Source organism: uncultured Desulfovibrio sp., assembly GCF_944324935.1.
Lineage (GTDB): Bacteria > Desulfobacterota > Desulfovibrionia > Desulfovibrionales > Desulfovibrionaceae > Desulfovibrio.
This window is the reverse complement of sequence record NZ_CALUYG010000052.1, coordinates 1-18,108: the sequence shown is the minus strand read 5'-3', so window position 1 is coordinate 18,108 and position 18,108 is coordinate 1. Positions and strand designations below refer to the sequence as shown.

At 63.8% G+C, this 18,108-nt stretch carries 14 protein-coding genes and 3 tRNA genes; 10 read left to right on the top strand and 7 right to left on the bottom strand.

Annotation, left to right across the window (positions count from 1 at the left end; genetic code table 11):
- Positions 1 to 357: 357 nt before the first annotated feature.
- Positions 358 to 452: transfer RNA gene (locus tag Q0J54_RS10645), tRNA-Ser, on the bottom strand.
- A 160-nt stretch (positions 453 to 612) separates the two neighbouring features.
- Here Q0J54_RS10645 and Q0J54_RS10640 point away from each other — a divergent pair.
- Positions 613 to 2,328, top strand: a complete 1,716-nt coding sequence (locus tag Q0J54_RS10640; protein ID WP_296305533.1) for a glutamine--tRNA ligase/YqeY domain fusion protein — start codon at positions 613 to 615, stop codon at positions 2,326 to 2,328.
- Between the two features lie 53 nt (positions 2,329 to 2,381).
- A tRNA-Lys gene (locus tag Q0J54_RS10635) sits at positions 2,382 to 2,457 on the top strand.
- A gap of 118 nt (positions 2,458 to 2,575) precedes the next feature.
- Here the strand turns inward: Q0J54_RS10635 and Q0J54_RS10630 are convergent.
- The 4 genes from Q0J54_RS10630 to Q0J54_RS10615 form a co-directional block, all read right to left on the bottom strand.
- A tRNA-Ser gene (locus Q0J54_RS10630) sits at positions 2,576 to 2,670 on the bottom strand.
- A gap of 92 nt (positions 2,671 to 2,762) precedes the next feature.
- Positions 2,763 to 3,578 (bottom strand): tetratricopeptide repeat protein, encoded by an 816-nt coding sequence (locus Q0J54_RS10625; protein WP_296305531.1) that lies wholly within the window; start codon positions 3,576 to 3,578, stop codon positions 2,763 to 2,765.
- Positions 3,572 to 4,288 (bottom strand): nicotinate (nicotinamide) nucleotide adenylyltransferase, encoded by a 717-nt coding sequence (gene nadD, locus Q0J54_RS10620; protein ID WP_296305529.1) that lies wholly within the window; start codon positions 4,286 to 4,288, stop codon positions 3,572 to 3,574. Before nadD ends, Q0J54_RS10625 begins: the two co-directional genes overlap by 7 nt.
- A gap of 1 nt (position 4,289) precedes the next feature.
- The gene (locus tag Q0J54_RS10615; protein WP_296305528.1) at positions 4,290 to 5,549 is read right to left on the bottom strand and encodes a glutamate-5-semialdehyde dehydrogenase; all 1,260 of its coding nucleotides are present in this window, start codon (positions 5,547 to 5,549) and stop codon (positions 4,290 to 4,292) included.
- A gap of 186 nt (positions 5,550 to 5,735) precedes the next feature.
- Here Q0J54_RS10615 and Q0J54_RS10610 point away from each other — a divergent pair, with 186 nt between their 5' ends.
- The 3 genes from Q0J54_RS10610 to Q0J54_RS10600 are packed head-to-tail and all read left to right on the top strand — an operon-like array spanning position 5,736 to position 9,017.
- Positions 5,736 to 6,488 carry a hypothetical protein gene (locus Q0J54_RS10610; protein ID WP_296305526.1) on the top strand — a complete coding sequence of 251 codons (753 nt, stop codon included), beginning with the start codon at positions 5,736 to 5,738 and terminating at the stop codon, positions 6,486 to 6,488.
- Positions 6,489 to 6,526: 38 nt separating this feature from the next.
- Complete coding sequence (gene iorA, locus Q0J54_RS10605; RefSeq protein WP_296305524.1) at positions 6,527 to 8,383, top strand: indolepyruvate ferredoxin oxidoreductase subunit alpha; 1,857 nt, start codon at positions 6,527 to 6,529, stop codon at positions 8,381 to 8,383.
- 28 nt (positions 8,384 to 8,411) lie between these two features.
- Complete coding sequence (locus Q0J54_RS10600) at positions 8,412 to 9,017, top strand: indolepyruvate oxidoreductase subunit beta (protein ID WP_296305522.1); 606 nt, start codon at positions 8,412 to 8,414, stop codon at positions 9,015 to 9,017.
- A gap of 137 nt (positions 9,018 to 9,154) precedes the next feature.
- Here the strand turns inward: Q0J54_RS10600 and Q0J54_RS10595 are convergent, their stop codons facing one another.
- Positions 9,155 to 10,522 (bottom strand): sodium:alanine symporter family protein, encoded by a 1,368-nt coding sequence (locus Q0J54_RS10595; RefSeq protein WP_296305520.1) that lies wholly within the window; start codon positions 10,520 to 10,522, stop codon positions 9,155 to 9,157.
- 274 nt (positions 10,523 to 10,796) lie between these two features.
- Between Q0J54_RS10595 and flgF the strand changes: the two genes are divergently transcribed.
- From flgF to Q0J54_RS10575, 4 genes are all read left to right on the top strand, one after another.
- Positions 10,797 to 11,591: a flagellar basal-body rod protein FlgF gene (gene flgF, locus Q0J54_RS10590; protein WP_296305518.1), complete on the top strand. Its 795-nt coding sequence runs from the start codon at positions 10,797 to 10,799 to the stop codon at positions 11,589 to 11,591.
- A gap of 131 nt (positions 11,592 to 11,722) precedes the next feature.
- Positions 11,723 to 12,508 (top strand): flagellar basal-body rod protein FlgG, encoded by a 786-nt coding sequence (gene flgG, locus Q0J54_RS10585; protein ID WP_296305517.1) that lies wholly within the window; start codon positions 11,723 to 11,725, stop codon positions 12,506 to 12,508.
- A gap of 23 nt (positions 12,509 to 12,531) precedes the next feature.
- On the top strand, positions 12,532 to 13,809 hold the full coding sequence (flgA, locus tag Q0J54_RS10580) for a flagellar basal body P-ring formation chaperone FlgA (protein ID WP_296305515.1): 1,278 nt from the start codon (positions 12,532 to 12,534) through the stop codon (positions 13,807 to 13,809).
- A gap of 13 nt (positions 13,810 to 13,822) precedes the next feature.
- Positions 13,823 to 14,524, top strand: a complete 702-nt coding sequence (locus Q0J54_RS10575; protein ID WP_296305514.1) for a flagellar basal body L-ring protein FlgH — start codon at positions 13,823 to 13,825, stop codon at positions 14,522 to 14,524.
- Positions 14,525 to 14,964: 440 nt separating this feature from the next.
- On the opposite strand, the gene Q0J54_RS10570 is transcribed toward Q0J54_RS10575, so the two are convergent.
- The gene (locus Q0J54_RS10570) at positions 14,965 to 15,747 is read right to left on the bottom strand and encodes an RNA methyltransferase (RefSeq protein WP_296305512.1); all 783 of its coding nucleotides are present in this window, start codon (positions 15,745 to 15,747) and stop codon (positions 14,965 to 14,967) included.
- Between the two features lie 106 nt (positions 15,748 to 15,853).
- On the opposite strand from Q0J54_RS10570, the gene Q0J54_RS10565 reads away from it, so the two are divergent.
- Positions 15,854 to 17,488, top strand: coding sequence for a lytic transglycosylase domain-containing protein (locus Q0J54_RS10565; RefSeq protein WP_296305511.1), 1,635 nt, complete (start codon positions 15,854 to 15,856; stop codon positions 17,486 to 17,488).
- The last annotated feature ends 620 nt before the right edge of the window (positions 17,489 to 18,108 follow it).

The window sequence follows — 18,108 nt, the reverse complement described above, 5'->3', positions numbered from 1 at the left end:
AAGTTTTTCAATGTTTGCCCACACCTTGTCGGAAATATCATGCCTCCGATGTGCCGCCATATGGTCTCTCCTCATTGTAAGTGAAGATATTATAACATACTTTTAGTTTGACGACACTATCTAGGGGGATATGATTTTTGCAAATGATGTCAATGGATAAAACACATGTGCTGTACCCCCCCCGCGTCTCTTTGGGGCGGGGCCGGCTCGTTCCCTGGCTCTTCCCCGCAATGGGGGAGTGGAGGAAAGACAAGCGACCCGAAAGGCGGCCCGGCAGGGGAGACGACGACTTGCGGGAGGAGCGGCGCACAATACGAAAAAAGGCAGTCGGTCAAAACCAACTGCCTTGTTTTCTGCTGGCGGAGAGGGAGGGATTTGAACCCTCGATACAGGTTTAAGCCCGTATACTCGCTTAGCAGGCGAGCTCCTTCGGCCGACTCGGACACCTCTCCAATGTGACTACGCACATTGCGAAAAGTACCTTACCTTTTGGCAGGAAAGCTGTCAAGGCATTTTTCGGGCCGGCGCGTCTGCCGGACGGGCCGCGGGGGATGCGTTGACCCCATTGTCCGGCTTGCGTATATTGACCGCTCACCTATTGCGAGGAATGCCATGAGCGAAACAAGCCTTTCTGTGAATGCCCCGGAAGAGGGCGAAGCCACCCGCGCCGGCGTGGATTTTGTCCGTGCCGCCATCATGGATGACAATGCCTCCGGTCGTTTCGGCGGCAAAGTGCATACGCGCTTCCCTCCCGAGCCCAACGGCTACCTGCATCTGGGACATGCCAAGTCCATCTGTCTGAATTTCGGCGTGGCCCGTGAATTCGGCGGGCTGTGCAACCTGCGCTTCGACGATACCAATCCTGCCAAGGAAGATACCGAATATGTGGACGCCATCCGCGAGGATGTGTGCTGGCTGGGCGGGGACTGGCAGGACAGGGAGTTTTACGCTTCCAACTATTTTGAGCGGCTGTACGGCTATGCCGAGGAGCTGATCAAGATGGGCAAGGCCTATGTGGACGACTTGAGCGCCGACGAGATCCGCGAGTACCGCGGCACACTGACCCGTCCCGGCAAGGAGAGCCCCTGCCGCGAGCGCAGCGTGGAGGAAAATCTGGACCTCTTCCGCCGGATGCGCGCCGGGGAATTTGGCGACGGCGAACGGGTGCTGCGGGCCAAGATCGACATGGCCTCGCCCAACCTCGTCATGCGTGACCCCACCCTGTACCGCATCCGCCATGCCCATCACCATCGTACGGGCGACGCCTGGTGCATCTATCCCATGTACGACTTCACGCATTGTCTGTCGGATTCCATCGAGGGCATAACGCATTCCCTCTGTACACTGGAATTCGTCAACAACCGCGAACTGTACGACTGGGTGCTGGACACCCTGGGCCTCTACCATCCGCAGCAGATGGAATTTGCCCGTCTGAGCCTCACGCACACCGTGCTCTCCAAGCGCAAGCTCATCCAGCTCGTGCAGGAAGGCCATGTGCGCGGCTGGGACGACCCGCGCATGCCCACGCTTTGCGGCCTGCGCCGGCGTGGCGTGCCGCCGGAAGCCCTGCACGACTTCTGCCGGCGCATCGGGCTTGCCCGTGCGGATTCCACCGTGGAATATTCCCTGCTGGAATTCTGCATCCGCGAATACCTCAACGCGCACACGGCGCGGGTCATGGCGGTGCTTGATCCGGTGAAGGTGGTCATCGAGAATTACCCCGAAGGGCGGGAAGAATCCTTCGATATGCCGTATCACCCGGAAGATGCCGCCTACGGCACGCGACAGGTCCCCTTTTCGCGTGAACTCTGGATCGAGCGGGACGACTTCCGGCAGGATCCGCCCAAGAAATATTTCCGTCTTGCGCCCGGGGCCGAAGTCCGTCTGCGTTACGCCTACTTCATCACCTGCCGCGAGGCGGTGTACAATGCGGACGGCGTGCTGAAGGAACTGCGCTGCACCTATGATCCTGAGAGCCGTGGCGGGCAGAGCCCGGACGGCCGCAAGGTCAAGGGCACTATCCACTGGGTCAGCGCGGCGCATGCGCTGCCGGCCACGGTGCGTCTGTACGATCATCTCTTTGCGGCGGAAAATCCCAATGCCATGCCCGAAGGTCAGACCTTCCTGGATGCGCTCAATCCCGATTCCCTGAAGGAAGTGACCGCCATGCTGGAGCCGGCCCTGGCCGGGCTGCCCGTGGGCCGGACCGTGCAGTTTGAACGTCTCGGCTATTTCTGCAAGGATGCGGACAGCAACGACGCGCGCCCGGTCTTCAACCGGACAGTGGGCCTGCGCGACAGCTGGGCCAAGATGGAAAAGAAGGCCTGAACCGGGCAGGGCTTGACAAGGCGGGCCATCCGGCGTACACATCAACTCTCGACGGGTCGTTAACTCAGTAGGTAGAGTATCTGCCTTTTAAGCAGAGAGTCGCAGGTTCGATCCCCGCACGACCCACCATGAGCATCAGGCTCTTGTGCATGGCACAAGAGCCTTTTTCTTTTGGCAAAGCGCAGGCCGGGACGGGGCGCGCAGCACAAAAAAGCCCGCCGGGAAAACCGACGGGCAGGATGCCGAATGGCGGAGAGGGTGGGATTCGAACCCACGTACCGGCTATTAACCGATAACTCGATTTCGAGTCGAGCGCGTTACGGCCAACTTCGCTACCTCTCCGCTCGTATATATTGGCTGAGCCACAGGCCGAAAATCTTCTTTAGCCTAAAACGGCCGCCCTGACAAGTGCTGTTTTGGGCGGGGCCCCGGCATCAGTGACCGATGACCTCCATGACCTGAAGGGCCTCCGGTTGTTTGGCATTGCCCTGCAGGGCGCGGGTGGCCATCTCCTCGGCCTTGATGCGCTTGCCCCACTTCAAGTACATGAGCGCCATGCGGCCGAAGGTGTTGGGGTGACCGCCGAAGGTCCGCAAGATGGCCTTGTAGACCGCTTCGCACTTTTCAAATTCGTTGATGGCCGTATAACAGTTGACCGCGCCCACATAGGCGCGCACGTCCCGGGGATGCTTGGCGATGGATTCTTCAAAGATCTCACCGGCGTCGGCGTACTGTTTGGCCGTCTGGAGCAGCTGCCCCACCTGCACGAGGATGTCCGGGTCCTCGCTGAATTCCTCGGCGGCGCGCTTGAGGTAGGCGCGTCCCTTGCCGAACTGCCCTTCCTGCAGCAGCATGACGCCATTATGCAGGAGGGATTTCTTGCGCTCCAGCCGGGCTTCCGTTTCCCGGCGGCTCTTGTCCTCCACTTCCTGCTTCAGGATGCGCGCCAGCCCTTCCAGCACCGTGGCCAGCATGAGTTCCTTGCCCTGCTGGTAGGGGATCTTGCGCGGTTTGCCTGTGCCGTTGGGGTCAAGCAGATGCTGCATCCCCTGATGATGGATGAGGGTGTTGAGGAATTCCCCCAGCTGAATGTCGATCTCGGCGCGGGCAGAGCGCATGAGCTTGACTTCCGAATACTGACGCATGGCCGTGGCCATGGCCATCAGGGAGCGGGGCAGCTCGTCGCGACGCAGATAGCCCTTGGCGCGGGCAATATTTTCGCGCAGTTCTTTTGGGGGAGTGTTCAGCATGACATACCATCACCTTTCCAATGTTCCGCCACTTCGGCATGGCGGATGCGCAGCAGTTCGTCCACGGCGCGGGGAATCAGAAAATCCACATTCTGCCGTCTGAGCCAGCGCTCCCGGATGCGGGATGCGCTCACCGCCAGCCACGGCAAGGGCAGGTAGTGGGCCATGCCGCCGCCGGGCAGGGCCATGCAGCGGCTGTCCGGCAGCACGGGCGCAACGCTGCGGGCCCCGGGCCAGAGCGTTCGGGCCGCCTGCGCGAAGGGCTCGTGCGTCTGCTCGCCGCGTGCGACGACGATGAACTGGCAAAGCCGCGGCAGTTCCCGGCCCCGGTGCCAGGTATGCAGCAGGGCAAAGTCCGGCGTTCCGATGACAAAATACAATATGCGTCCCGGCAGGGCTTCGCGATAGCGTGTCAGGGTGTCCCAGGTGTAGGAACAGCCCTGGCGTTCCCCTTCCTCCTCGCTGACGCTGATGCCGGGCAGCCCGCGTACGGCGGCGCGGGTCATCTCCGCCCGCAGGGCAAAGGGCAGCAGGCTGCCGGCCCGCTTGTGCGGCGGCGTGCCGCAGGGGATCAGAACCAGCGTGTCCACCAGCGCACCGAGCGCTTCGCGCACTTCGATGGCAAGGCGCAAATGCCCTATGTGCGGCGGATTGAAGCTGCCGCCCAGCAGCGCGCGTCCCGGCGGACGCTGTTCCGGGGCGTCATGCATGCTATTTGCGGACCTGTCCCTGCCCCAGTACCATGAATTTTGTGGTGGTCAGCTCCTGCACGCCCATGGGGCCATAGGCATGCAGTTTGGAGGTGGAAATGCCGATCTCCGCGCCCAGTCCCAGCTGGCCGCCATCGTTGAAACGTGTCGAAGCGTTGACGCCGACCATGGAGGCGTCGGCTTCCCGTACGAAGCGCATGGCATGGGCGTGGTCATTGGTGCAGATCACTTCCGTATGCTGCGAACCATAGCGGGCGATGTGGTCGAGGGCCGCATCCAGCGAATCCACCACCCGTACCGCCAGCACCAGCGCATGAAATTCCTGTCCCAGGTCCTCTTCCCGCTGGGGGACCGCCGTGGGCCCGAGCAGGGGAAGGGATCGCGCGCAGGCGCGGAACTCCACTCCCGCGCCGCCCAGACGCCGGGCGATGCGCGGCAGGAAGGCCGCCGCCACATCCTTGTGCACCAGCAGGCATTCCAGCGCGTTGCAGACGCCGGGCCGCTGCACCTTGCCGTTGTAGACGATGTTTTCCGCATCATCCAGCGAGGCCGAGGCATCGACGAAAACATGGCATACGCCCTTGAAATGCTTGAGTACCGGCATGGTGGCCGCCTCGGTCACGGCGCGGACCAGATTTTCGCCGCCACGCGGGATTAAAACGTCGATATAGCGGTCAAGCTTGCACAGGGCTGTCACCGCGGCATGGTCCGTGCTGGTGACGAGCTGGGCGGCCTCCGGCGGCAGTCCGGCGGTCGACAAGGATTCTTGCAAGATCTGCGCCAGAGCGGTATTGGAATGGATGGCCTCGCTGCCGCCCCGCAGGATGACGGCATTGCCGGCCTTGAGGCAGAGGATGGCCGCATCAATGGTGACATTGGGCCGGGCCTCGAAGATCATGGCGATGACGCCCAGCGGCACGCGCATCTTGCCGACCAGCAGGCCGTTGGGGCGCTGCCACTGCCGGTCGAGCGCGCCCACGGGGTCGGGCAGGGCGGCCACATGCCGGCAGGCCCGCGCCATGTCCGCGAGGATGGCGGGAGTCAGCGTCAGCCGATCCAGACGGGGCGCATCAAGCCCTTTGGCGCGGGCGGCCTCCACATCGTTGGCATTGGCCGCCAGCAGCGCGTCGGCACGCTCTTCCAGCAGGCGGGCGAGCCCTTCCAGCGCCGCCACCTTGGCCGCCGGAGCGGCTTTGCCCACCACGCGCGAAGCCGCGCGGGCCCGCTCGCCCAGCCGGGCCATTTCTTCCGCAAGCGTCATGTCATCTCCCTTGCTATCGGTAACGGGTGAATTCATTCAGTATACGCGCAGCATGGGCCGAGGGCAAGCCGTGGCGCGGGCGCAAATTATTTTGACAGGTCCGGTCTTGTGACCTATTCTCAAGACCTTGGGCGTCCGCTCCCCGGGAGCGCGCCAGCCCGTATTTTGCGCCAAAGGAGCCCGTTGATGCAACCTACTCTCACCAAGCCCGGCCCCACGCCTTCCCCGACCCTGATGACTGACCTGAGCGCCGAAGTCGGCGCCGAGAGCGCGCCGCTCCTGCGATTCATCCTGCGGCATGCCGGCCTTATCGCCTGCGGCGTCGGGCTGCTGGTGCTCGTGCTGGTCGGCGCCGGCATCTGGAGCTGGCGCAATGAAGCCGCCCGCGAAGAGGCCCAGGCCGAACTGGCGCGCCTTTCCCTCTCCCTCAAGGGGGAGGAACGTACGAGCGCGCTCGGCGAGCTGGCGAAACGAGCGCCCGCGGACATCCGCTTCGCCGTGCTGGCGGCACAGGCGCAGAGCGCCGCGGAATCGCAGGACTGGACGCTGGCGGCCCGCATCTACGGCGAAGCGGCCCGGCTGGACAGTGAAGGCAGTCTGGGACAGGCCGCCCTGTTTGCCCAGTGCGGCGCTCTGATGAACGCCGGCACGCCCGAAAGCGCCTCCGAGGCGCTGGCCGTGCTGCAGGCTCTTGCCGGTCGTGTGGAGGCCGCCCGTCAAGGCGCCCTTCTGCGGATGCAGGCCGAGGCCGCCCTGGCGGCCGGACGCCCGGAAGTGGCCGCCGCCGCTTTCGACAAGCTGGCGAAAGACGGGGACAAGGACGATCAGGCCTACTACAGCTATCGTGCCGCCCAGTTGCGCGGTACGAGCACCGGGGCCGCCGAAGGCGGAGCGCAGACGCCCGCCGCCCCTGAAACGACGGAAAAGCCGGCGGGCTAACGCACGCCCATTCCCGACATCATATTTGAGGAGAGGCCATGAGCAAAAATCCCTTGCTGGACGGATGCCGCGGCGAGCGCCATCTGTTGCTTGGCAATGAGGCCATTGTCCGCGGCGCGCTGGAAGCCGGCGTGCACATGATTTCCTGTTATCCGGGCACGCCCTCGTCCGAGGTGCCGGACACCTTTCGCCGTCTTGGCGGCGAGGGGCGCTACCGGCTGGAATACTCCATCAACGAGAAGGTGGCCTTCGAGGTGGCGGCCGGGGGCGCGCTGGCCGGGGCCATGAGCCTGGTCACCATGAAGCATGTGGGGCTCAATGTGGCGGCCGACCCCCTGTTCACGGCCGCCTATACCGGCATGCCCGGCGGGCTGGTCATCCTGAGCGCCGACGACCCCGGCTGTCACTCCAGCCAGAACGAGCAGGACAACCGCGCCTATGCCCGCGCCGCCATGCTGCCCTGTCTGGAGCCCGTCTCCGCGCAGGAGGCGCGCGACATGACCCGTGAGGCCTTCCGGCTGGCGCGCGAGCTGCAACAGCCCGTCCTGCTGCGCACGACCACCCGCGTGAACCATATGCGCGGCGCGGTGGAGTTCGACGATCTGCCCGCCGCCCAGCCGCTGGTGTCGTTCGAGCGCGATCCCGGGCGCTTTGTGCCCGTGCCCGCCGTGGCCCGCAGGCGGCATGCCGTCGTGCTCGAGATCATGGAAAAGGCCCGCGCCCTGGCCGAGAGCAGCCGCTTCAATACCGAACGCGCCAGCAACGCGGCCACGCGGCTGGGCATCATCGCCAGCGGCGTGGCGCGCAATTATCTTGCCGACGCCCTGACCGCCGGCGGCTGGGACGACAAGGTGCGAGTGCTGGAGCTCGGCATGACCTGGCCCCTGCCGGAAAAGCGCCTTGTGGCCTTTATGGAGCAGTGCGACCGCGTGCTGGTGCTGGAAGAGGGGCCCGCCCTGCTGGAGCGCGACGTGCGCGCCCTGGCCCAGCGCGAAGGCTGCAAGGCCCGCCTGGAAGGCAAGACGGACAACCTGACCGAGCTGGGCGAGTTCTCCACCACGCTCCTTTTGCGGCGGCTGGCCGAATTTCTGGACTGCCCCTGCCCGGTCAAGGGCGGCAACGCCCAGGCCCTGGAGCTGCCCGGACGGCCGCCGAACCTCTGCGCGGGCTGCTCGCATCGGGCGGTCTTCCATGCCGTGCGGCAGGCTTTCGGCGACGAGGCCTACTACTCCAGCGACATCGGCTGCTATACGCTCGGCATGCTGCCCCCCCTCAGGTGCGCGGACTTCCTCGTCTGCATGGGGTCGTCCATCTCCGCGGGCAGCGGCTTCGCCCGGGCCTCCGGCAAGACGGTGGTGGCCTTCATCGGCGATTCCACGTTCTTCCATTCCGGCATGACCGGGCTGGCCAATGCCGTGTTCAACCGGCATGACCTCATCGTGGTCATCCTCGACAACGGCACGACCGCCATGACCGGCCATCAGCCCAATCCGGGCATGGTCCAGGACATGCTGGGCGACAGCGCGGTGCACATGGATATCGAGGCCATCGTGCGCGGCATGGGCGTGAGCTGCTGCCGCAAGGTCAGGGCCTTCAACCTCAAGGCCGTCTCCGACGCGCTGCAGGAAATGCGCGCGCAGACGGGGGTACGGGTGCTCATCGCCGAAGAGCCGTGCGCGCTCTATGCCCGCCGCCAGCTCAAGAAGGCGCAGCCCCAGGTCGCGGTGGTGAAGGAACAGGGGCCGGATGCCGTGCACTGCCTGGAGACCCTGGCCTGTCCCGCCTTCTGCCGGGATGGCGACGCGCTCGCCGTTGATGAAAGTCTCTGCACGGGCTGCATGGTCTGCCTGCAGGTCGGCCCCAAGTCCTTCAAGGCCAGACGGCGCGACGCCTAGTCCGCCGTGGTCCAACACGAGGTTTTCCATGAGTACAGACAAGCAGAAAAGAATGCGCATCTATTTCACCGGCGTGGGCGGCCAGGGCACGCTGACGGCCACGACGCTGCTGGCGCGGACGGCGCTGGATGCCGGACTTGAGGTTGTCGCCGGCGAAGTGCATGGCATGGCCCAGCGCGGCGGCGTGGTGGAGTCCGTGCTCCTGCTCGGCGGCTGGCGCTCCCCCAAGCTGGATCTTGGCGAGGCCGATGTGCTGCTGGGCTTTGAGCCTCTGGAGACGCTGCGCGGCCTGCCCTATCTGCGGGCCGGAGGAGCCGTCTTCTCCAGTGCCGATCCTCTGCCGCCCCTGAGCGTTTCGCTGGGGGGCGCCCGCTATCCTTCCCCGGAAGAGGTGGAAGCTCAGACGCGCCGGGTGGCCGGTCAGTGTCAGTTCGTGCCCTGCCGTGAACTGGGCCTCAAGGCCGGTTCGGTTCAGGCGGGCAATACGGTGCTGCTCAGCGTGGCCTGCGCGTCCGGCGTCCTGCCTTTCGGGGTGGATGCGCTGGAAGCGGCCATCGGCAAATATCTGCCGGCCAAGCTGCAGGCGGTGAACCTGAAGGCCCTGGAACTGGGCATGGCGGCGCTGCGGCTCTAGCGCCGGTTCGCTTTCACCGCTTTCCTCCGTCCTTTGAAGGCGCGGTATGAGGAGGAGCGGGCATGGCATCTGCAAAAAAGGGAGGAGTCCCCACGGGGGCTCCTCCCTTTTTGACGGATGTCGTCAGGGCCGGCGCCTCACTCCAGCTCGGGATAGCGCTTGATGAAGCGGTTCTCGTAATCGTCCAGCGCCTTGGAGACGATCTTGGAAAGGCCGATGAGCGCCACCAGGTTGGGCAGCACCATAAGGCCGTTGAAGAGGTCGGCCAGTTCCCAGACCAGCGTCACCTTGAGGGTCGCGCCGAGCACGATGAAGCACATGACCAGCAGGCGATACGGCGTCAGGGCCTTACGGCCGAACAGATACTTGATGTTCTGCTCGCCGAAGAAGTACCAGCCGATGATGGTGGAAAAGGCAAAGAAAAAGAGGATGATGGCCACATACGCATTGCCGAAGCTCCCCAGGGCGGAGCTGAAGGCCCGCTGCGTCAGCACCACACCGGTGATGCCGTCGTCCATGACCCCGGTGGAGAGCACCACAAAGGCCGACAGGGAGCAGATGATGACCGTGATGAAGACGCCCATGATGGCGGCAAAGCCCTGCATGACCGGGTGGAGCACCTTGCTCACCGCGTGGGCGTGCGGGGTGGAGCCCATGCCCGCTTCGTTGGAGAAGAGCCCGCGGGCGATGCCGTAGCGCATGGCTTCCTGAACGGTCACGCCGGTCACGCCGCCCACGGCCGCCTGGGCCGAAAAGGCGTAATGGAAGATGTCCTCAAGGCATTGCAGAAAGGCCCCGGCGTGGGTCGCCAGAATGTAGACGCCCCCCACCAGATAGAGCGCGGCCATGATCGGCACGAGCTTTTCCGTAACGGCCGCCAGGCGTCCGATCCCGCCGAAAAAGATGATGCCGGCCAGCACGGCCACCCCGGCCCCCACCACGGGCGCGGGCACGGCAAAAGCCGAAGCGAAGGCGTCCGCGATGGAATTGGCCTGCACCATGTTCCCCACACAGCCCAGCGCGATGATGATGGCCACGGCAAAGAAGGCGGCGAGCGTCTTGCTGCCGAGCCCCTTGCGGATGTAATAGGCCGGGCCGCCCACCACATGGCCGGCCTCGTCGCGATCCTTGTAGGTGATGGCCAGGATGGCTTCGGCAAAGATGGTCGCCATGCCGAAGAAGGCCGCGACCCACATCCAGAAGATGGCGCCGGGGCCGCCGGTCACCAGCGCGGTGGCCATGCCGACCATGTTGCCCGTGCCCACCTGGGCGGCAACGGCGGTGGCCAGCGCCTGAAAGGAGCTCATGCCCTGACCGGAGGCCTTTTCGCCGCGCAGGGAGAAGCCGCCGCAGACGTGACGGACACAGGCGCCGAATTTGCGTACCTGCACCGCCCGCAGGCGCAGGGTGTAGTACAGGCCTGTGCCGCAGAGCAGAGGGATGAGGCAGTACGGCCCCCAGAGGAAAGAGTTGATTTTCTGGACCAGCTGGGTGAGTGCATCCATGTTTTTCTCGCAGAAGGGCGGCGGTGGTGCGCCGTTCCCGTTGAAGGTTGACGACAGCTCCCGGCGACGCGGACAGCCCCGTACCGGGCGGGTATCGTTTTTGTAGCGCAAGGCGTCCGCGCTGAAAAGATGCCGCAGCCGCTTTTTCGATGCTGGCAGGAGAGGGGGCTTGCCTTGGCCCGCTTTTTGCTTTTCCCCTCCCGATAGTGTCGCCCGCCTGTCCGCGGCCTGCCCGTCGCCAGGGGCGCCAGGAGACGTCAACCAAGGAGTTATCATGCAAGATGCAATGTTTAGCAGCCTTTTCGGGGCGCTGACCACCGAGCACCGCATGAATTTCATTGCCAATAATTTGGCGAACGTGAATACCTCGGGCTACAAGCAGACCAAGCTTGCGTTCAAGGACACCATGGCCTCCTTTGCCCATGATGAGATCCGTGAACCGCTCATGCATCTGAAAAGCGACCCCCTCTTCCCCGAACCCAAAAACATGGTGCGGCCGCGTATCGCGGTGTCGAAGATCGACTTTACGCAAGGCTCCATGCGCTTCACCGGGGATCCGCTCGACCTGGGCATCGCCGGCGAGAATGCCTTTTTTCGGGTGGCGACGCCCAATGGCAACAATTTGACGCGCAGCGGACACTTTGTCCTGTCCGGCGACGGAACGATCATGACGCCGCAGGGCTGGCCTCTGCAGGGCGTGGGCGGCAACATCGTCATCCCGGCGGGCACGCGCAATATCGCCATCGCCAGTGACGGCACGGTCTCCGCCGACGGCGACGTCGTGGGCCAGATCGCGCTCGTGCAGGTGGACAATCCCCAGAACCTCCAGAAGCTGGGGAAAAACCTCTACCAGGCCTACGACAACGTGCAGGTGCAGGAAATGGACGCCTACGCGCAGGGCGCGACGGTGGAACAGGGCTACATCGAGGCCGCCAACGTGGATGTGGTTACGGAAATGGTGAACATGATCGAAGTGCAGCGGCAGTTCGAAGCCTACCAGAAAGTCATGCAGTCCACGGATGCCATGGACAAGCAGGCCTACCAGCAGGTGGGCAGGCGTACCAGCTAGGCGCGGGTGGCGTGATATGATGCCGGCCGCCGGCGCAGGCCGCCTCTCGTGCGGGAGGCAGCCGCCCCGCGGCATGGCGCATTGATGAAAAAGACAACAGCACGCACGCGTGCGGAAGGAGCGATGGCCTTATGATGCGTTCTTTGTGGACGGGCGCCAGCGGCATGGTGGCGCAACAGTTGAATATTGACGTCATTTCCAACAACCTCGCCAACGTGAACACCACGGGCTTCAAGAAGAGCCGCGCCGAATTCGAGGATCTCATGTACCAGAACATGAAGATCGCCGGCTCCATCACCGAAGGGGACAACATTCTGCCCGTGGGCATCCAGGTGGGCATGGGCGTACGTCCCACGGCGGTGCACAAGTTCTTCACCCAGGGGGACTTCCAGAACACGGGCAACGCCCTTGATGTGGCCATCGAAGGGGACGGCTTCTTTCAGGTGGATGTCAACGGCGAGCTGATGTACACGCGCTCCGGTTCCTTCAAGCTCAACCAGGACGGTACCGTGGTGACGGCCAACGGCTACATCCTGCAGCCGGAATTCGCCGTCCCGGCGGAGACCAAGAACATCTCCATCTCCGCTTCCGGGCATATCGCGGCTCTGGATGCCGAAGGGCAGGAGATCGCCGCCGCGGAAATCCCGCTCTACACCTTCATCAATCCGGCGGGCCTGGACGCGCGTGGGCGCAATCTCTACACCCCCACCGAAGCTTCCGGCGATGAAGTGGAAGGCGTGCCCGGCACGGACAACGTCGGCACGCTGGCGCAAGGCTTCCTGGAGATGTCCAACGTGGAAGTGGTGGACGAAATGGTCAACATGATCGTGGGCCAGCGCGCCTATGAAGTGAACTCCAAGGCCATCCAGACCTCCGACTCCATGCTGGGAACGGCGGTACAGCTCAAGCGCAGCTAAGGTTTTGCCGGGGGATGATGCGCGTGTACAGACGGGCAACGGCATGGCCCGGCCGTGGCTGGCCTTCTCTGGGCGCTCTGGCGGTACTGGCAGGCGTTTTCTGTCTGCTCATCGTCTGGCAGATGGTCCTTGGGACGGCCTGCCTTGCCGCCGGCGTCCCCGATGCCGTCTGGCAGGACAACGATCGCAACCATCGCCGTTCGCCCAGCCAGATAAAGCGGCAGCTGCGTTCGCCCGACGTGCGGGCCGCCCGTCTGCCGCTGGCCGCGACGGACAGGGTCGGCGACGAGGCCGGGGATGCCGCGCTCGCCGGGGAGCAGGCCGCGCGCTCGGCCCGGGTCCGTTCGCAGATCGCCCATGCGCCGGCCCCGCCCGCCGAGGCATCGGATCTGCAGATGCTGGGGCAGAACGACTGGCGGCTGAAGATCGAAAGCGCGGCGGTGGCGCTCAATGATTCCGTCTTTCTGGGGGATATCGCCACGCCGCTGGGGCATATGGACGAGACCCTCTGGCAGGATCTGAGCCGCCGGGCCCTCTGGGCCGCTCCCGAGCAGGAGGGCAAGCCCATGCAGGTCAACCGCTCGCGGCTTGCGCAGGCCCTGCGGCAGGCGCTGGGCAAGGATATCGCCGGACGCTGCATCCTGCCGACATCGCTGGTCATCCAGCGGGGCGGGCTGGTCTTTCGGGAGGATGTGCTGCGGGATTATGTGGTCAAGAGTTTGACGCCGCAGCTGTCGGCCATGCCGGGCGAGGCTCAGCTGACGGAGTTCCGGTTGCCGGAATACATTTTTCTGGAGCATGCCCAGCAGCAGATCCAGCTGGAACCCGGCAAACTGGCCCCGGGGCGCATCACCCTGCGTTTTGCCGTCAAGGAGGCGGACGGGACGGTGCTGCGGCGTGTGGCCGGGACGGTCAACCTGCAACTCTGGGTCACCGTGCCCGCCGCCATGCGCGTTATGAGCAAGGGAGAGAACCTGACGCCGGAAGCGGTCACCTTCATGCGGGTCAATGCCGCCACGCTCAAGGATATGCCGTGGGATGGACAGGGCGGGCCGTGGCGGCTGGCCCGAGGGCTTTCCGCCGGAGAACCCATTTTGCAGAGTGATCTTCAAAGCCAGCTTATGGTGCGGCGCGGCGATGTGGTAACCCTCATCTACGCCCGCGGCAACCTGCGCATGACCACGCAGGCGGAGGCCCTGAGCGATGGCGAGCCAGGCGCCACCATCGCGGTGCGGAATTTGCAATCCAAGAAACAGGTGTACGCCAAGGTCAAGGACGGCGGCACTGTGATCATCGAGTAGAGGAGAACACGGTATGAAGACTCGTTTTGGCATTCTGGCCCTGGGGCTCGTCTTCATGTTCTGCAGCGCCTGCGGCAACGGCGGCGCAAGCCGCCGTCCGGGGTTGCAGAATCCTGTGGGCCCGCCGCAGGAATATCCGCAGGAGACCAGCGGAGCCAACAACCCCGGCTCCCTGTTTGCCGCCAGTGACGGCGACACCCTCTTTTCCGATGCCCGCGCGCGCCGCGTGGGGGATATCGTGGTGGTGAAACTGGTGGAAAACACCAAGGCGCAGAACAAGACGGAAACTCAGGCGACGAAGCAATCCAATAATAGCTATTCCGTCAACGCTTTTTTCAATGTACCCAAGATCGCCGGCGTCATTCCCGTCGGCACTCCCACGCTGGATACCAGCGCGACGAGTGATTTTACCAGCACTCAGGGTAAGACCAAGCGTGAGAACTATGTGACCACCTCCATGGCGGCCCGCGTCATTCGCGTGCTGCCGGGCGGCATGCTCCAGATCGAAGGCGCGCGTGAGATCCGCGTCAACGAGGAAACGGAATACATGGTGGTGCGCGGTCTCATCCGCGCCAAGGATGTGGATGCCGAAAACAGTATCCTGTCCACGCAGATCGCGGATGCGAGCATTGAGTACTACGGCAAGGGCGTGCTCACCGACAAGCAGAAGCCCGGCTGGTTCACGCGGCTCATGGACAATATCTGGCCGTTCTAGCGCACTTGCGCAAACGGACATGCAAGGGGCGGGATCTTCCCGCCCTTTTTTTATCCCTTTGAGGATAGGGGATCGCTCCCTTTATCAGCAGGGTATGGATTACCTATATATTGCATAAAGACTGCAATAGCCGATATGTGAAAATTTTTTGCAGAGGAAGCGCATATAAAATATCAGGTCGTTTTTGGGTGGATAATCGATATTGCACGATATAAGGGCGCATCTTGCATGAAGATGTGCCCTTATATATTTTATATAATGATTTCCTAACCTTTTTCTAGACTTATTTTTCTCGCCAAAAGAAAAATTTCAGCTATGGTGAAAGGAAATGGAGAGAAAGTGGGATGCTGTCATTGCCGCATGCCATGTCCGTATTGCCCGTGAAAAACGGCAGCCCAGCCGCGAAGCTGGCGGAGGCGTGGGCGGCGGGCCTGCGCGCTTCAGGCCCGGCGTCGCTGCTGCGCCGCCAGTCCCAGCAGGATGGCTCCGGCCTGCGCCACATTGAGCGAGTCGAAGGGGCGGGCCAGCGGGATATGCAGCATGCGCGAGCAGCGTTTGCCCACGCCGGGGCGCAGGCCCTTGTCCTCATTGCCGAGCACCAGCACGGCAGGCAGGGTCAGGATCTCTTCAAAGGCGTTGACGGCCGCCGATCCGCCGCAGCCCGCGCCGTAAATGGTCAGTCCCGCCTCTTCGGCGCTGTCCAGCGCATGGCCCAGATTGTCCACGCGGGCGATGGGCAGCCGTTCCAGCGCCCCGGCCGCCGCGCGTTGCGCCGCGGGGCCGAGATAGGCGCTGTTATGGCGCGGCAGCAGGATGCCCGCGCCGCCCAGGGCATACAGGCTGCGGCAGAGGGTCCCCAGGTTGCCGGGATCCTGCACCTGGTCAAGGGCAAGCAGTAAGGGCAGGGGCGCGTCGCGCACGGCGTCGAGGACGGCCTCCAGCGGCTGGAACGTCGTGGCGGCAAGGCGGGCCACCACTCCCTGATGATTGACGTGTTCCGCCTGTCCCCGCTGCGCGCCGCGGCACAGCCGGTCAAGAGCGGCTCCCTCCACCAGGGAGTAGCGCAGGTGGTTCGCCCGGCAGAGCTGCTGGATCTGCTGCGCCTCACGGCTGCGCAGGCCCTTACGACAGTAGACGGTGTCGACGCGTTGCGGCGTGTCGAGCAAAAGCTCCAGGACAGGCTTGATGCCCGGCAGGAGCGGGGCGGAAACGGTATCTTTCATCACGGCCTCCGGCAGGCGGCTGAAGGTGAGACGGCATCACGGCCGTAGGAATTTCGTGTCTACGCAGCTTCGACGGCAAAGGCAAGCTGCACAACGGGGAGGCTACATGAAGGCGTTTTGCGGGAAAAGGGGATCAGGACATTTGCTGTTGCTGTGCGCCGTGCTGGCCACGCTCCTGTTGAGTGCATGCTCCTCCCGGCAGGGGGGCGGGCAATCCGATATGCCGGCGCTGCTCATCCCCGAAAATGAAGACAGTGAACCCCTCACCTCCACCGAGGTCGCGGCCCTGAAGAGCACGGGCCAGATCGACCGCAACGTGCCGGCCTCGGCCATGCCGGCCGTCACCGCCCAGTATAAGCACTTCCTGCACAAAGGCCGTCGGACTATGGAGATCTTCTCGCAGCGGTCGGGCAATTATCTTGGCTACGCGCGGCGCGTCTTTCGCTCGCGCGGCATGCCGGAAGAGCTGGCCTATCTGGCCATCGTGGAAAGCGGCTACCGGGCTGACGCCAAGTCCCGCGCCGGGGCGGCCGGGGCGTGGCAGTTCATGCCCTATACCGGCATGAAATATGGTCTGACCCAGGACTGGTGGATGGACGAGCGCCTTGATCCCTACAAGGCCACCGAAGCCGCGGCCGATTATCTGCAAAAGCTGTACGGCGATTTTCGCGACTGGCCGACCGCCATTGCCGCCTACAATGCCGGCGAAGGCAAGATGCGTCGCGCCAAGGAGGGGACAGGCGCCCGCAATTTCTATGAAGTCTGCGAGCGCAATGCCCGCCTTGACGACAAGGCGCAGCTCCGCCCCGAGACCATGCAGTATGTGCCGCGTTTCGTGGCCATCAGCAAGATCATGCGCAACCTTGGTCCCCTGGGCTTTGCGCCGGTCAACCATGACGCCATGCCGCAGGTGGAGCGCCTGACCGCCCGCCCCGGGACGGACCTCATGGCCCTCAGCAAGGCCTCCGGCATGAGCTGGTCGGACTTCCAGTCCTACAATATGCACCACCTCCAGCCCATCTCCTCCACCGAACGCTCGACCTTCGTCTATGTGCCCCGCGTGCGCTCGGCCCAGGCTCAGGCCTTTCTGCAACGCTCCGGCGGCGCGTACGCCAGCTGGCGGCCGGCCAAGGTGGCCACCAGTGCCGACAGCTGGGACAAGATCGCTCGTCGCAGCGGCGTCAGCGTGGCGCAACTGCGCGCGGCCAATGGCGGCAAGTCGAAGATCTATCGCGGCGAAACGGTGCTCGTGCCCCGCAGCGCCGACATGAGTGAACGGGCCGTGGCCGCCGCCGGCGGCGGCAAGGCGGCCCCGGCGGCGGAGCGCCCGTCCCGCGCAAAGCGGGGAGGCGAAGGCAGTCCGGTCGGCGTGCATGTGCTGGCCTCCGGCGAAACGCTTTACGGCGTGGCCCGCAAGTACGGCGTGAGCCTCGGCGAGCTTCAGGCCGCCAATGACATTGACAACCCCGGAAAGGTGCGAGTGGGACAGAAGCTGCGCATCCCCGGTGCGAAGCGGAGCGCCGGGCGGGCAATCGCCCAGGCCGCAGGGGGCAAGAATCCCAGCGGCAGCCTTGGCAAGCGCAAGAGTGGCGGCTCGACGACCTATGTGGTCAAGGCCAACGACAGCCTCTGGAATATCGCCCGCCAGTACAATGTCAGCGTGGATGACCTCAAGCGCTGGAATGATGTGGACGAGCGCAGCCTCCGTGTGGGCGCTACCCTCGTGGTCAGCGCGCGATAGAACGCCGGCAAAAAGGTAAGCAAGCCCCCCTGTCGTCGGCAGGGGGGAGTTTTTTTGTCTTTGACGCAAAAAATGTCTTGACCTTTGGCGCGAAAGGGTCCATAAACGCTTCTCGCGCCGGACGGACGCCGCAAGGGCCGGACGGAGCGGGCTTTGACAATGGCACAGCGAGCGCCGTGGACGACGGGCGGACGAAAGGGTCCAGCAAGGATTTTTTCGGAGGTCGCAAAAAGGTTGTTGACAGCGAGAGTGGTTTTGACTAGGTTCACACCTCGCAACGACGACAACGCGTCGAGTGGATGAAAAAAATCGAAAAGTGGAAAAAAGTTGTTGACAGTGGGTCGAGCTTTGAGTAGCTTCACGCACCGCGCTGAGGAAAACGACTTTGCCGCTTCGATGAAAAAAGTTCACGAAAACGAAAAAAAGTTGTTGACACGGTGCTGTGAAGTGAGATAAAATTACTGAGAGCTGAGGCAAGCGCCAAGGCATGGTTCATTGACAAGTGAATAGCGAGCGGGAAGGAACTTTGAGATTCTGATTTCTGTGCCAACGGAGATCTTTGCAACAGATTTGAACTGGAGAGTTTGATTCTGGCTCAGATTGAACGCTGGCGGCGTGCT